At 50.2% G+C, this 15,153-nt stretch carries 13 protein-coding genes; 9 read left to right on the top strand and 4 right to left on the bottom strand.

What is annotated here, in order from left to right; translation table 11 throughout:
* Positions 1-7 precede the first annotated feature (7 nt).
* Both fruK and fruB read right to left on the bottom strand, forming a co-directional pair.
* Positions 8-946: a 1-phosphofructokinase gene (fruK, locus tag RFN81_RS07200; RefSeq protein WP_264498429.1), complete on the bottom strand. Its 939-nt coding sequence runs from the start codon at positions 944-946 to the stop codon at positions 8-10.
* On the bottom strand, positions 943-2,076 hold the full coding sequence (gene fruB, locus RFN81_RS07195; protein WP_264498428.1) for a fused PTS fructose transporter subunit IIA/HPr protein: 1,134 nt from the start codon (positions 2,074-2,076) through the stop codon (positions 943-945). The genes fruK and fruB overlap by 4 nt, the downstream gene beginning before the upstream one ends.
* 334 nt (positions 2,077-2,410) lie before the next feature.
* Here fruB and setB point away from each other — a divergent pair, with 334 nt between their 5' ends.
* The 9 genes from setB (at position 2,411) to yejF (ending at position 13,157) form a co-directional block, all read left to right on the top strand.
* Positions 2,411-3,589, top strand: a complete 1,179-nt coding sequence (gene setB / locus RFN81_RS07190) for a sugar efflux transporter SetB (protein ID WP_264498427.1) — start codon at positions 2,411-2,413, stop codon at positions 3,587-3,589.
* A 346-nt stretch (positions 3,590-3,935) separates the two neighbouring features.
* The gene (yeiP, locus tag RFN81_RS07185; RefSeq protein WP_264498426.1) at positions 3,936-4,508 is read left to right on the top strand and encodes an elongation factor P-like protein YeiP; all 573 of its coding nucleotides are present in this window, start codon (positions 3,936-3,938) and stop codon (positions 4,506-4,508) included.
* Between the two features lie 80 nt (positions 4,509-4,588).
* On the top strand, positions 4,589-5,575 hold the full coding sequence (locus tag RFN81_RS07180) for a CobW family GTP-binding protein (RefSeq protein WP_264498425.1): 987 nt from the start codon (positions 4,589-4,591) through the stop codon (positions 5,573-5,575).
* A gap of 33 nt (positions 5,576-5,608) precedes the next feature.
* A complete protein-coding gene (locus tag RFN81_RS07175; protein WP_264498424.1) occupies positions 5,609-6,310 on the top strand; it encodes a phosphatase PAP2 family protein in 702 nt (233 codons plus the stop codon).
* Between the two features lie 321 nt (positions 6,311-6,631).
* Positions 6,632-7,213: a bifunctional murein DD-endopeptidase/murein LD-carboxypeptidase gene (gene mepS, locus RFN81_RS07170; protein WP_264498423.1), complete on the top strand. Its 582-nt coding sequence runs from the start codon at positions 6,632-6,634 to the stop codon at positions 7,211-7,213.
* Between the two features lie 388 nt (positions 7,214-7,601).
* Complete coding sequence (locus RFN81_RS07165) at positions 7,602-9,410, top strand: extracellular solute-binding protein (protein ID WP_264498422.1); 1,809 nt, start codon at positions 7,602-7,604, stop codon at positions 9,408-9,410.
* Between the two features lie 9 nt (positions 9,411-9,419).
* A complete protein-coding gene (locus RFN81_RS07160) occupies positions 9,420-10,514 on the top strand; it encodes a microcin C ABC transporter permease YejB (RefSeq protein WP_264498421.1) in 1,095 nt (364 codons plus the stop codon).
* Complete coding sequence (locus RFN81_RS07155; protein ID WP_264498420.1) at positions 10,514-11,539, top strand: ABC transporter permease; 1,026 nt, start codon at positions 10,514-10,516, stop codon at positions 11,537-11,539. The genes RFN81_RS07160 and RFN81_RS07155 overlap by 1 nt, the downstream gene beginning before the upstream one ends.
* Position 11,540: 1 nt before the next feature.
* The gene (gene yejF, locus RFN81_RS07150; RefSeq protein WP_264498419.1) at positions 11,541-13,157 is read left to right on the top strand and encodes a microcin C ABC transporter ATP-binding protein YejF; all 1,617 of its coding nucleotides are present in this window, start codon (positions 11,541-11,543) and stop codon (positions 13,155-13,157) included.
* 38 nt (positions 13,158-13,195) lie between these two features.
* Here yejF and RFN81_RS07145 read toward each other — a convergent pair whose 3' ends face one another.
* Positions 13,196-13,540 (bottom strand): YejG family protein, encoded by a 345-nt coding sequence (locus RFN81_RS07145; RefSeq protein WP_264498418.1) that lies wholly within the window; start codon positions 13,538-13,540, stop codon positions 13,196-13,198.
* Between the two features lie 382 nt (positions 13,541-13,922).
* Positions 13,923-15,113 carry a Bcr/CflA family multidrug efflux MFS transporter gene (locus RFN81_RS07140; RefSeq protein WP_264498417.1) on the bottom strand — a complete coding sequence of 397 codons (1,191 nt, stop codon included), beginning with the start codon at positions 15,111-15,113 and terminating at the stop codon, positions 13,923-13,925.
* Positions 15,114-15,153 lie beyond the last annotated feature (40 nt).

Below are 15,153 nucleotides of genomic sequence, written 5' to 3'. Positions count from 1 at the left end.
TGCTGTATCAGTTAAAGGGTTTCAGATCGACACGCGCCATCATGGCGGCCAACTGAGGACGATCGGTAATACCGACATTACTTTGGCTAACGGCCAGCGCGGAAACTGCCGTAGCTAAACGCAGCGTGTGTTCACTGGACTCACGCATTAATAAGCCATAAATTAATCCCCCGACCATCGAATCGCCCGCTCCGACGGTACTGACCACATCGCAGGCGGGTGGCAAGGCACGCCATGCGCCAGAGGCATTTACCCACAATGCGCCTTCGGCCCCCAGGGAGATCACCACATGCGCAATACCTTGCTCACGCAGTGCGTGGGCGGCATCCACCACATCCGCCAGCGTTGGTAATTTACGCCCTGCCCATATCTCCAGTTCCCGGCGGTTCGGTTTCACCAACCAGGGCGAAGCCTTCAGTCCGGCCACCAGCGCTTCGCGGCTACTGTCAAAAATGATACAGGGGCACTGCGTACGCAGCCGCGACATCCAGTCGGTAAAGGCATCGGGATCGACGCCAGCGGGCAAGCTCCCGCTCACCGCGACCATGTCAAACTGCCCCAGCCAACTCAGAGAATCGTTAACGAAACGTTGCCAATCCTGTGGCGTCACTTCAAAGCCGGAAAAGTTGAAGTCGGTAACATCACCGCCTTTCTCGGTTAATTTTACATTAATACGCGTGCGCCCCGGCACCACCTGAAAACGGTTGGCGATGCCCAGTTCACTGAACAATTGCTGAAATCCATCTTGATTATCTTTGCCCAAAAAGCCACCAACCGTGACATCAATACCAAGATCTTTCAGCACTTTAGCAACATTGATTCCTTTCCCTGCGGCATGCAGCCCTGCGGTCTGCACCAAATTGACTTCACCTTTCTCAATTTCCGGACAATATCCAACCAGATCATAAGCGGGATTCAAGGTGATGGTAGCGACTCTCCTGCTCATGCTGCCCCCTCGCCCAAACCTGACGTAATTGCTTCGCCAATGGCCGCCAGCGCTTGCTCCGCATCACTACCGCTGGCGGTGAAACGCAGTTTGTGCCCCTTTTTCACGCCTAGCGCGACAACCTTCATCAGGCTACGGCCGTTGGCCGGTTTGCCAGTGCCATCCAAATTCGTTACCGTGATTTCACTGTTGAATTGTTTAATGACATTCACCAACATCGTTCCCGGACGGGCGTGCAGGCCGTGTTCGTTGCGAATGATAAATTCGGCCGTCAATACGTTGCTCTCTTCAGGAACGTCGCTGGTCAGTAACGCTAACAGCGTCGGCGCATCAGCCGTCAGCAAACGTTCCGCTTTTTGTGCGATAAGCAATTTGCTCAGGTAATCGACTGGGGCAACGGCTTGATCGTCAGCCGCAGCCACCGTCACTAATAACGCCACTTTTTCACCGTCAACGCTAAAGGGCGTTACCGGACGCGCCACGGCTGCCGCACTGCTAAGGTTCCCCACTGCGCTATCGCTAAACCACACGCCTTGCCCTAAATTCAACGGCTTATTGCTGACAACGGTGCTGACGAAGCTCGCATCTACCGCACCTACCTGCTGAAGGCGACCGGCGTTCAATGCCTGAAGCGTCACCAGATTGTCGGTCGCCACATCCAGAGAAATTAATGAGGTATCAAAACAGAATGCCGCCTGTTGCTGTTCACCCATCAGCAGGCTGCGCAACTCTTCCGCTGAAGTCGTACTGGCCAAACTGGCAGCCACGCGATCATCGCTTAAGACATGCGTTAGTTGACGCAGTAAAGCCAGATGTTCATCGGAGCGGGCGGCAATCCCCAGCACTACATAAGCGGTTTGATCTTCCCCCCAGGCAATCCCCTGAGGAAACTGAAATACTTGAACTCCGGTCTTCACTACCAGATCGCGGGTGTCGGTTGTTCCGTGAGGGATAGCGATACCGCTTCCCAGATAAGTGGATGTTTGCTGTTCGCGCTGTAGCATGCCGTCAACATACCCTGCGTTCACACATCCGGCACTGACGAGTGCTGAAGCAACAAGCTCGATAGCCTCTTGCTTATTGCTGGCCTCTGCGCCCAAATGAATATCTTGCTGTGACAACTGGAACATGGCTCTCCTCTCTTGCTGAAAGTTGAATCGTTTCAGCTTTTGTGAGAAAAAAATGTGTCGATGAGTGGGGCGTTGTAAAAATAACGCCGCTGAAACGTTTCAAAAGTCTCATGCCATTACGTCGTTTATGCAAGCATTCTGCATTATCGGCGTAACAGAATTTTGACATCACGCACATTTTAGCGCGGAGGCCACTCCGCTCACCAATAAAAATCCGCAATTAGCTGAAGGAAAGCTGACGAAAAATAATGAAACAAGATTTCTGTTTCAGAAAGAACACGAGTAGTATGTCGCGCTCGACAGCTTCTGCCTATTTTCCAAGCGCTATCCATTTATGTTTACTCCAGCCAATACTTCGCGACGCCCGCTTGATCTGACATCGTCAGCCTTCTTGATCATTGCTTTCTTGACCGGAACGGCCGGCGCGTTGCAACTGCCAACGCTTAGCCTTTTTCTCTCTACTGAGGTACAGGCTCGCCCTTTTATGGTGGGAATGTTTTATACCGGCAGTGCGGTTATCGGCATTGCCGTCAGCCAAATGTTAGCCACACGTTCTGACCGTCAGGGCGATCGAAAATCACTCATCTTCTGCTGCTGCCTGTTAGGCGCCCTCGCCTGTATGCTGTTTGCCTGGAACCGTAACTACTTTATTTTACTGATTATCGGCGTTCTGCTAAGCAGCTTTGGCTCGACTGCGACACCACAACTTTTTGCGCTGGCACGAGAGCACGCGGATAAAACCGGTCGGGAAGCGGCGATGTTCAGTTCGATACTCCGCGCGCAAATTTCCCTCGCCTGGGTAGTCGGCCCCCCGATTGCTTTCGCGCTGGCGCTGGGGTTTGGTTTTACGGTTATGTATCTGACCGCCGCCGCTGTCTTTATTTTCTGCGGCTTGTTGGTCAAACTTTTCCTCCCCTCCATGCCTAAAACGATGGAGAAGACGACCTCCACATTGGAATCGCCACGGCGTAATCGCCGAGACACACTGCTGCTATTCGTCGCCTGTACCTTGATGTGGACCTGTAACGGCATTTACCTCATTAATATGCCGCTCTATCTGGTGCATGAGCTTCATCTGCCGGAAAAGTTAGCAGGTATTATGATGGGCGTTGCCGCCGGGCTGGAAATCCCCGTGATGTTGATTGCCGGTTATGTGGCTAAGCGCTTCGGAAAACGTTTCCTGATGCGACTTGCCGTTGCCTCTGGGCTACTGTTTTATGGTGGCCTGATCGTTTTCAACGAGGAAACTGCTCTGCTGGCGCTGCAAGTATTAAACGCGACTTTCATCGGTATTCTGGCCGGAATCGGGATGCTCTATTTTCAGGATTTAATGCCGGGGCAGGCGGGAGCGGCAACAACGCTATTTACCAATACCACCCGCGTTGGCTGGATCATTTCCGGTTCGCTGGCCGGGATTGTCGCGGAGATCTGGAACTATCACGCCGTTTTCCTGTTTGCGCTGCTGATGATCGTTGGCACGCTCTATTGTATGTGGCGTATCAAAGACGCCTGATTGCCGCCTAAGGCGTGGTGACAGATTCCGGTTTACGCCGGTACACCTCGCCTTTACCCCCATCCCAGCAGGTGTAATTGGCGCAGTCAGTTTGGCCGCGGACAGCACGCAGGGACCGGAGCGTACACGGAGTACGTGAGGATTTCGAGCACTGCCCGAGGCAAAAATGGCAAGTAAAATAGCCTTAATGGAATAGGGTTCTAGTCCGATGGTTGGAGCATACCTCCACCACACACGTCTTCGAATAAAAACTCATACTCGGCCACCTATCTTATGCTTGCCTGAATTCACCGGCGCGAGTAACGTGTCGCCACAAAAATCACACTCCTTACAACAGGTAATTTTTATGGCAAGAGCGAATGAAATTAAACGCGGTATGGTCGTTAACTATAACGATAAATTATTGCTGGTAAAAGATATCGACATCCAGAGTCCCAGCGCCCGCGGCGCCAGCACGCTGTATAAAATGCGCTTTTCGGATGTCCGCACCGGTTTGAAAGTAGAAGAACGTTTTAAAGGCGACGACATTCTCGATACCATTACGTTAACCCGCCGCACGGTTACCTTCTCCTATGTCGACGGCGATGAATATGTCTTTATGGATGATGAAGACTATACCCCCTATATCTTCAAAAAAGATCAAATCGCCGACGAGTTACTGTTTATTCCTGAAGGCGGTATGCCGGGGATTCAGGTCTTGAGCTGGGACGGACAAATCATTGCGCTAGAACTGCCGCAAACGGTCGAGCTGGAAATTATTGATACCGCACCAGGTATTAAAGGTGCCTCAGCCAGTGCACGTAACAAGCCCGCGACCATGAGTACGGGGTTGATCATTCCCGTGCCAGAATACCTGAGCGCCGGTGAAAAAATCCGTATTCATATCCCAGAGCGCCGCTACATGGGCCGCGCAGAGTAATCTCTTGCCGCGCGCGTCGGACTTGTCGCCGGATGATCTATCCGGCGTACCTGATTTTCCCTACCGTAGAGGGGCCTGTTATGTTAACGAAAGCCAATTTAATTACCGGATTTTTAGGGAGTGGCAAAACCACCACTATCCGTCATCTTTTATCACAAAAACCGGAAAATGAAGTTTGGGCCGTGCTGGTTAATGAATTCGGCGAGGTAGGTATTGACGGCGCGCTACTCGCGGACAGCGGGGCGGTGTTAAAAGAAATACCCGGCGGCTGTATGTGCTGCGTAAACGGCTTGCCGATGCAAGTTGGCCTGAATATGTTGCTGCAACAGAAAAAACCACATCGTCTACTTATTGAGCCCACAGGGCTTGGCCATCCTAAACAAATTCTCGCGTTGTTAACCAGTGATGTTTATCAGCCGTGGCTAACGTTGCAGGCAACCTTGTGCCTGCTGGACGCACGCCAGTTAAGCGATCTTCGCTATACAGAAAATGAGAATTTCCGCGATCAGCTCGCCGCCGCCGACATCATTATCGCGAATAAATACGATACTTATAGCTCTGACGAGCTCGCGGCCTTACAGCATTGGCGACAGACGAACGGCAATGGGCGGCAAATCATTGAAACCAGCCAGGGCAAGATTGATTGGCAACAGCTCGATCAACCACGACATAATATGCGAGAGATCCCTGATGGCGCGCATCACCATACATCAAGACCAACCCACGGTTTAGCCGCGCTGAAACTACCGGATGGGCAATCCTGGCGACGTTCTCTCAGCCAGGGGCAGGGTTACCACGCCTGCGGTTGGGTATTCGCCCCAGAAACACGTTTTGATACTGCGGCTCTATTGGATTGGGTTCGCCTTTCTCCCGTGAGCCGGGTTAAAGGCGTCATGCACATAAAAGAAGGGACACTTGTTGTTAACCGCCAGGGACATGATTTACATATAGAAACCCGCTCGACAATGCCGATAGATAGCCGTATCGAAGTCATAAATGAAGCCCCCGCAGAATGGAATACGTTACAGGCATCGCTGTTAAAGGCTCGTTTAACTAGCATAAGCTAAGCTTAGATTTCTTTGTCTTAGGATGATTGCCTTATGTCATTTGCCCGTTTATCGTCTATCGTCGTGCTCAATATTTTGGGGATTGGCCTGTTTTTATCCTGGTATCTCCCTGAGAACCACGGTTTCTGGCTTACCCTCGATAGCAGCATTTTTTTCTATTTCAACCGGCTACTGGCCGAGAGCCCGGTGTTTTTGCAACTGGTCGCCATTACCAATAACCGCGCCTTTGACGGTTGCTCGCTCATTGCCATGGGCTTGCTATACCTCTCGTTTTATCTTAAGGCAACCTCAATGGAGCGCCGCCGTTTATGGATTATCGGTGTTATCATGCTGCTCACGGCAGTGGTATTAAATCAGGCTGGACACTTATTACCGGTGCAACACGCCAGCCCGACGCTCTATTTTAGCGATATCAACCGTGTTTCGGATTTAACGGGCATTCCCACTAAGGATGCGTCAGCGGACAGCTTCCCCGGCGACCATGGTATGATGCTAATGATCTTTGCCGCCTTCATGTTGCGCTATTTTACTCGTACCGCCTTCGCTGTCGGTCTGGCCATAACCGTGATCTTCTCATTGCCTCGCATCATGATTGGCGCTCACTGGTTTACCGATATCGCCGTTGGATCGTTATCCGTCGTTCTGGTGGGGCTGAGTTGGTGGCTGATAACGCCCGCAAGCGATGCGGCTATCGCACTGTTAGATCGCCTGTTACCTAAAAATAGACGGCACTAATTCCAAAAATTTCGGATTCTTTACCTAGTCATTTTAGGTTTGCGTACATCATTAAATCTTATAAATAAATTAGTTAAAATTCCTCGCAATCCTGCCGCCACTACGGTAGTCTCGTTCAGGTTCGCTTTTTAGTACACACTACGTTAGCGGCGGCAAGAGAAATAATGTGCATTTCGGCACATTTTTGTCGATGAACGTTTGGCTAGGAAGAAACTCTGTTTTAGTCTGGGTTTCGTTTTCGTTTGGCGTTGATGCCCCATTGAAGTGGGGATATTGCATAACGATGCTTATCGTTAAGGACAGCAAGGGAACATCATACTAATGGTCAAATCTCAACCGTTTCTGAGATACATCTGGCGGGCAGTGCCTGCCGTCGCGGTAGCAATGATGCTCTCCGCATGTGGAAGTCAAAGTGTATACCACCCTAAAGCTCAAACTGATATGCATGCAGTTAATGACAAAGACGGTCTTTTACTGCAAGCCTCTCAGGATGAATTCGAAGCGTTGGTGCGTAACGTAGACATCAAGTCCAAATTACTTAGTCAATATGCCAGTTGGAAAGGCGTTCGCTACCGTTTAGGGGGGGATAGCCGTCGTGGCATTGACTGCTCAGCCTTCGTTCAGCGCACGTTTCGCGAACAGTTTGGCATAGATTTACCGCGTTCAACCTATGAACAACAAGAAACAGGTCAAAAAATTCAGCGTAGTAAATTGCGCGTTGGGGATCTTGTGTTGTTCCGCACCGGCTCGACCGGTCGCCACGTCGGTATTTATCTCGGTAACGATCAATTTGTCCATGCCTCGACCAGTAATGGTGTCATGATTTCCAAAATAACGGAAACTTACTGGAGTAAGCGTTATCAAGAAGGGCGCAGAGTGCTGAGCAAAGGAAAAACGAGCTAAACAATCCCCGCCCTTAGCGATGAGGGTTCTATTAGTTATAGCGTTACCCTGCGAACCAACGAAACGAAACAGTATTGACGCCGCTTATAAATTGAGTGGCGTTTTTTATGCGTTTAATTCCGCTTTCCATCCAATCATTTCTTCTTCTGCGGCCTACCGCGCAAAATAGAATTTCCTCAACAATATGAAACATTAACAGGCCGCGATTAAGGTAGGTTTATCACCTGATTTCATGATAAAAAGTAAAGCTGTCGTATTCCCTATGGGAATGCCAATTATTTCAATAGCTTTATGCCGATAAAATCGGCGTTATTGATAATATGGTATGACTAGTCTGCCTCAGACGACACCAACCAGATAACGGCCACTCGCAGGAGATTACCGTCAGATGTTAAAACGCGTTATCGCTGCCGTATTGCTATGCACAACCCATTTTGGTCTGCATGCCGAGACGATTGAAAACAGCACCCGCTTCGCGCTTTTGGGCGAACCTAAATATGGTGAAAATTTCAGTCATTTTGATTATGCCAACCCCGATGCGCCAAAAGGTGGCAGTATCACACTGAGCGCTCTGGGCACCTTTGATAATTTTAATCGGTATGCGCTACGCGGCGTGGCGGCGGCACGTACCGAGCGACTCTACGATCCACTCTTTGTCTCTTCCGATGACGAACCCGGCAGCTACTATCCCCTGGTCGCGTTGACAACGCGCCATCCGCCGGATTTCCGTTGGATCGAGATTGACATTAATCCTAACGCGCGTTTCCATAATGGCTCATCGATCACCGCCGCTGACGTGGTGTTTACCTACGACATGTTCATGACGCAGGGCGTCCCCCAATTTCGTCTTTACTTTAAAGGGGTTACCGCGAAAGCCGTTGCCCCCCGTACCGTACGCTTTGACTTCCCGCAACCCGATAAAAATCGCATGTTTAGCCTATTGACGCTACCCATTATGCCGGAGAAATTTTGGCAAAATCATAAACTCAGCGATCCGCTCGGCTATCCACCGCCTGCTAGCGGCCCTTATCGCATTACCGCCTACAAAACGGGGCAATATGTCACCTATTCACGCGTCAAAGACTATTGGGCCGCCGATCTTCCCGTCAATAGGGGTCAGTATAATTTCGATAAGATCCGCTACGACTACTATCTGGATGACAGCGTCGCGCTGGAAGCGTTTAAAGCCGGGGCTTTCGACCTGCGTGAGGAAGGGTCGCCAAAACACTGGGCAACGCAATATCAGGGAGGGAATTTTGCGCGTGGTTACATCATCAAACAGGATCAACTCAATCAATCGGCACAAAGTACGCGCTGGTTAGCATTTAATATTCAACGCCCGCTTTTTCAAGATCGCCGTGTGCGCCAGGCATTGACGCTGGCCTTTGATTTCAACTGGATGAATAAGGCTTTGTATTATAATGCTTATCAACGTACCGATAGTTATTTTCAAAACACCGAATATGCCGCACAGGGTAAACCCAGTGCCGATGAGCTCGCCTGGCTGACACCGTTGAAGGACAGAGTCCCCCCTGAAGTCTTTGGGCCGAGCTATCAACCTCCCGCCTCAGACGGCAGCGGCTATGACCGGAAAAACTGGCTTAAGGCCCTAAAATTGCTGGAAGACGCAGGGTGGGAATTAAGAGACCAGAAGCTGGTGAATCGTAAAACCGGTCAGCCGTTTATCTTTGAATTGTTGCTGCCAAGCGCCGGTAATTCACAATATGTCCTGCCTTTTCAACAAAGTTTGAAAAAATTAGGCATTACCATGACGGTACGCAATATCGATAGCGCGCAGTTCACCAACCGTATCCGTACGCGGGATTTCGATATGACGCCAACCGTTTACAGCGCGGTTCTCTATCCTAGTGATGACCTGCAAATTCGCTGGAGTTCACAGTATATCGATTCAACCTACAACAGGCCGGGGGTCAGCGATCCGGCTATCGATTCACTCATTCAGGACATCGTTGACCATCAAGGGCAAAAAGCGCCTTTGCTATCACTAGGCCGGGCACTGGATCGGGTGCTGACCTGGAATCAGCTGATGATCCCGATGTGGTATTCCAATCATGACCGTTTCGCCTATTGGAACAAGTTTGGTATGCCTGCGGTGCGGCCGGCTTATTCATTAGGTCTTGATAGTTGGTGGTACGATACCAAACGGGCAGCCACCCTACCCGCAGCGCGACGTTAAGGAAGCAAAATGGGAACCTATCTGTTACGCCGCCTATTGCTGGTCATTCCAACCCTATGGGCGATTATCACGATTAACTTTTTCATCGTTCAAATTGCCCCCGGCGGCCCGGTGGATCAAGCCATTGCGGCAATTGAAATGGGCCATGGCAGCGGTTTTACAGCCAACAGCGGGATGGATGCCAGCATGGCGCGCGTTGGCACCACTGGCGCCCCTAATATTGAGAACGCGTATCGAGGCTCCCGCGGGCTCGATCCCGAAGTCATTAAGGAAATTACCCAGCGTTATGGCTTCGATAAGCCGCTTCATGAACGCTATTTTAAACTGCTGTGGGACTATGTGCGTTTTGACTTCGGCGACAGTCTGTTTCGCGGGTCGTCAGTGTTGCAACTCATTAAAGAGAGTATGCCGGTTTCAATTACGTTGGGGCTATGGAGTACGCTAATTGTCTACCTAATCTCCATTCCCTTAGGGATCAGAAAAGCCGTGCAGAACGGTACTCCGTTTGATACCTGGAGTAGTACGCTGATTATCATCGGTTATGCCATTCCAGCGTTTTTATTTGCCATTATTTTGATTGTACTGTTCGCGGGCGGCAGCTATCTGGATTGGTTCCCGCTGCGCGGGTTGGTATCCAGCAATTTCGCTACCCTGCCGTGGTACAGCAAAATCACCGACTATCTGTGGCATATTACGCTACCGGTTGTGGCTTCCGTCATTGGCGGTTTCGCCGCCTTAACTATGCTTACCAAGAACTCCTTTATGGATGAAATTCGTAAGCAATATGTGGTGACGGCGCGCGCGAAGGGATTAGACGAAAAAAGCATTCTCTACCGCCATGTTTTTCGTAACGCCATGCTGTTAGTCATTGCCGGTTTTCCCGCCACATTTATCAGCATGTTTTTCACCGGTTCGCTGCTCATTGAGGTGATGTTCTCCCTCAACGGCCTAGGTCTGCTGGGCTATGACGCGACGCTACAACGCGATTACCCAGTGATGTTCGGCACGTTGTATATCTTTACGCTGATCGGTTTATTACTCAATATTGTCAGCGACATAACCTATACGCTGGTGGATCCGCGTATCGATTTTGAGGGACGCTAATGAGCCGCTTAAGCCCGATTAATCAAGCGCGTTGGGCGCGTTTTAAAAGTAATCGTCGCGGTTACTGGTCGTTGTGGATTTTCATGGCGCTGTTTATCCTCAGCCTACTTTCCGAACTGATCGCCAATGACAAACCGCTACTGGTAAAATACGATGGCAAATTCTATACGCCCGTACTTGTTGACTATAGCGAGAAAGTATTTGGCGGGCCATTGGATACTCCCGCCGACTTCCGCGATCCTTACATCGCTGAACGTATCGACGATAACGGCTGGGCTATTTGGCCATTGATTCGCTACAGCTACGACACCATCAATTACGCCACTACGGTATCTTTCCCATCCCCTCCCTCCTGGCAGAATTGGTTGGGTACGGATAGTCAGGGGAAGGATGTTGCCGCACAGGTGCTCTATGGCTTCCGCATCTCACTGCTGTTCGGCCTAGCGCTCACCATACTGTCCAGCGTGATCGGGATTGTTGTAGGGGCGACTCAGGGTTATTACGGCGGGCGTCTTGACCTCTGGGGCCAGCGTTTTATCGAAGTCTGGTCTGGTATGCCGACATTGTTTCTAATCATCCTGCTGTCGAGCGTTATTCAGCCGGATTTCTGGTGGCTCCTCGCTATAACGGTTCTTTTTGGCTGGATGAGCCTGGTTGGCGTGGTGCGAGCGGAATTTTTGCGCACCCGTAATTTTGACTATATTCGCGCGGCGCAGGCGATGGGCGTCAGTGACCGTGCCATTATGTTCCGCTGTATGCTGCCCAATGCGATGGTGGCCACATTGACCTATCTGCCCTTTATTCTCTGCGGCTCGATTACCACGCTCACATCGCTGGACTTTCTCGGCTTTGGTCTACCGATGGGCTCTCCGTCATTAGGGGCTTTATTGCTGGAGGGGAAAAACAACCTTCAGGCGCCGTGGCTAGGTATTACCGTATTTATTGTCCTTTCCGTCATGCTTTCCTTACTCATTTTTCTTGGCGAAGCGGTGCGCGACGCCTTTGACCCCAGCAAGGCGCATTAATATGTCCAGTTCACCATTATTGCAGATAGATAATCTTAGCATTGCCTTCCGCAAAGGCGACCAGGAACAGCGCGTTGTCAATGGGCTTTCACTGGCGGTAAACGCTGGCGAGACCTTGGCGATAGTCGGCGAATCGGGTTCGGGCAAAAGCGTCACCGCTCTGTCGATTTTGCGTTTACTCCCGTCGCCGCCGGTAGTGTATCCACAGGGAGATATCCGCTTTGCGGGGCAATCGCTATTGCATGCCGATGAAAAAACGCTACGCCAGGTGCGAGGGAATCGGATCGCCATGATCTTTCAGGAACCGATGGTGTCGCTCAACCCTTTGCATACCATTGAGAAGCAGCTCATCGAAGTGCTTTCGCTCCATCGCGGCATGCGTACCGAGGCAGCGCGTGGTGATGTGATCGCCTGTCTGGATCGTGTCGGTATCCGGCAGGCGAAGAACCGCCTGCATGACTTCCCACATCAGCTTTCCGGTGGAGAGCGCCAGCGCGTTATGATCGCGATGGCACTGCTGACCCGGCCCGATTTACTGATTGCCGATGAGCCCACCACGGCGTTGGACGTGACGGTTCAGGCACAGATCTTGAATTTGCTGAACGAGCTGAAGCAGGAAATGGGGATGAGTCTGCTCTTTATCACTCACGACCTGAATATTGTCCGTCAGCTGGCGGATAACGTGTTGGTCATGAAAGCGGGTCAAGCGGTAGAACAAAATCGCTGTCAGCGGCTTTTTAGCGCCCCTCAGCACCCTTATACGCGCCAATTGCTGAATGCCGAACCCGCCGGAGAACCGTTACCGCTAGCGGATAACGACGAACCGCTCTTGCGAGTGGAAAATCTGCATGTCTCGTTTCCTATCAAACGCGGGATTTTGCGTCGCACCGTCGATGAAAAGCAGGTTGTTAATAATATCAGTTTCACGTTACGACGCGGTGAGAGCATCGGTCTGGTGGGTGAGTCCGGTTCTGGAAAAAGTACCACTGGGCTAGCGCTCTTACGCCTTATCCAATCACGCGGTGAGATCTGGTTTGATGGCAACCCTTTGCAGGGGCTCACGCGTAAGCAAATGCTGCCCTTCCGCCGTCGGATTCAGGTGGTGTTTCAGGATCCTAACGCTGCGTTGAACCCGCGGCTCAATGTAGAGCAAATTATTGCCGAGGGGCTGACCGTCCACCATAGATTGAGTCAAACAGCACGTGACCAGCGGGTGATTGAAGCAATGCAGGAAGTTGGATTGGACCCCGCCACTCGCTTCCGCTATCCATCCGAATTCTCCGGCGGTCAACGTCAACGCATCGCTATCGCGCGAGCCATAATACTGCAACCTGAACTGTTGATCCTCGATGAACCAACGTCGTCTTTGGACAGAACAGTACAGGCGCAAATTTTGGCGCTCCTGAAATCATTGCAGGAAAAGCACAGAATTGCCTATTTATTTATCAGTCATGATTTGCAGATTGTTCGGTCACTGTGCCATCAGGTCATGGTATTACGACAAGGCAACGTTGTTGAACAAGGGTTATGTAAACAGGTATTCACGCATCCTGTCGAACCTTACACGCGTGAACTGTTACAGTTTTCCTCTTGTCTAGCGGAGACATCATTGACATAAAAAGGGATACCGCAGCGCGAATTCATTAATGCTGCGGTTTAAAGAGGGTACTGTGCCGACACCGATTCAGCGATAGCGACACCGACATTCTTCAGGCGGCACATTGCCGCACTTTCATCATTACGATGTAAAAACAGGCAGGGTTCACCTTCCCACTCAAGCACAGCGCATTCGACCTGTATTTCAGACAAGGATTGATGCAATTGGCGCATAATATCCCATGCCATATTGCCGTCATGACTCAATAGCTTAAGCCCAATCAGATTATTATCTTCTTCTCTGCCGCTCAGCGGAATCGGTTCAACGTTGATGCCTGTAAAACCCGATAACCAGCGATAACTTTGCGGCAAACGATGTACTACCGAAAGTTGAAAACTGTTCACAACTGTTATCCTCTGGTAATTATTCACAAAATAATAACATATTTATCATAGTAGCGTGTATATACCCTTTACCGCTACCTTTTGTGAACAAAAAAACAACAAACCCTGCATTTCAGACCGAAGTACTCGATAAATATCCCGATTGCAAGTGGTATTAATGCCAAACGGATCACGATTCAATCCTCTTTTCCGGTTATATGTAACCTTTTCCCTTTAAAATCTCAACTCTTTTAATTCCATTTTTTCACTTATGCATTAAATATTTTACATTCACAAAACAAAAATGGGATTCGATTGGCGCAATGAAAAGGAAAATACGGGATAAGAGAAAGGCGGGATAGATGCAGGTATGCCCCACCTGCATCTGATAAGGAGATAAAAATCAGGATGCGTTGCTACGATGTGCGAATAAATACAATAGGATGGCCCCCATCGAGCAGGCAGCCATTGAAATTACCATCGGCCAGGCACTATTAAAAGAAGCCAGTGAGAGGATAAGACCTACGACAGCGCCAAGGCCAAAGCGTAATGTGCCCGCGAGCGACGAAGCCGTGCCGGCCATATGCGGAAAACCGTCAAGAATCACTGCCATCGCGTTCGACGCCACCATGGCTATACAACCGACAAACAGCGCCACGCCAAACACTAATGGCAAGAAGCCGAGATCGAACAAACAGACAATAATCAGCCATATTCCCATCACACACTGAATGATTAATCCCGTTCGAAACATCGACATAGCACCTAACCGGCGTACATTACGGCTGTTAAATAGCGTCATTATAAATAGGAAGACGATGTTCAAAGCAAAGTAGTAGCCAAAATGCTGGGGGGACACGCCATAGAGATCAATATAGACAAATGGTCCGGCACTCAGGAAAGAAAACATACCGCAAAACGATAGTCCACTGGCCACCATATAGCTAAATACCCGTTTATGGCGGAATAAAATGGCAAAATTACCTATGGTCGTACGTAAATGGAACGCTTGCCGCTTCGCGGGCGGTAAGGTTTCCTTAATAAAAAAGAAAATCAACGCAGATGTCAGAAACGCCGCCCCGGAAATGGTCCAGAAAATGGCATGCCAGCTAAACAACAACAGCAACCAGCCGCCGACAATGGGCGCTATCAACGGCGCAATGGTCATTACCAACACAACAAACGACATCATGCGAGAAAAATCATCCCGTGAAAACATATCGCGCATCAATGCGTTAATTACCACCGACGCTGCTGCGGCAGAAATGCCATGTAAGAAACGCATATAAATCAGGTGTTCTATCGTTTGTGCCAGCGCACAGGCAGCACCAGCGAACGCAAAAACCAATGTGCCGCCAAGAATTACCGGCTTACGCCCCAGGCTATCCGCCATCGGCCCATAAAACATCTGACCTAGCGCAAAACCCAGTACATAGGTACTGAGCGTCATTTGAACTTGCCCACTTCCCACGCCAAACTCGTTAGCAATAGTCGGTAAGGCAGGCAAATACATATCGATGGCCAGCGGCATTAGCATCGAAATCAGGCCAAGGATAAAGATCAGGCCAAGATGAGAAGAACGGCGTAATCGCACTAATAACTCCAGAGAAGAAAGAGGGGAATGGTGAGTCGCC

The organism is Pectobacterium cacticida (assembly GCF_036885195.1).
GTDB lineage: Bacteria > Pseudomonadota > Gammaproteobacteria > Enterobacterales > Enterobacteriaceae > Pectobacterium > Pectobacterium cacticida.
The sequence above is the reverse complement of the archived record's forward strand: the minus strand, read 5'-3'. Positions and strand labels throughout refer to the sequence as shown.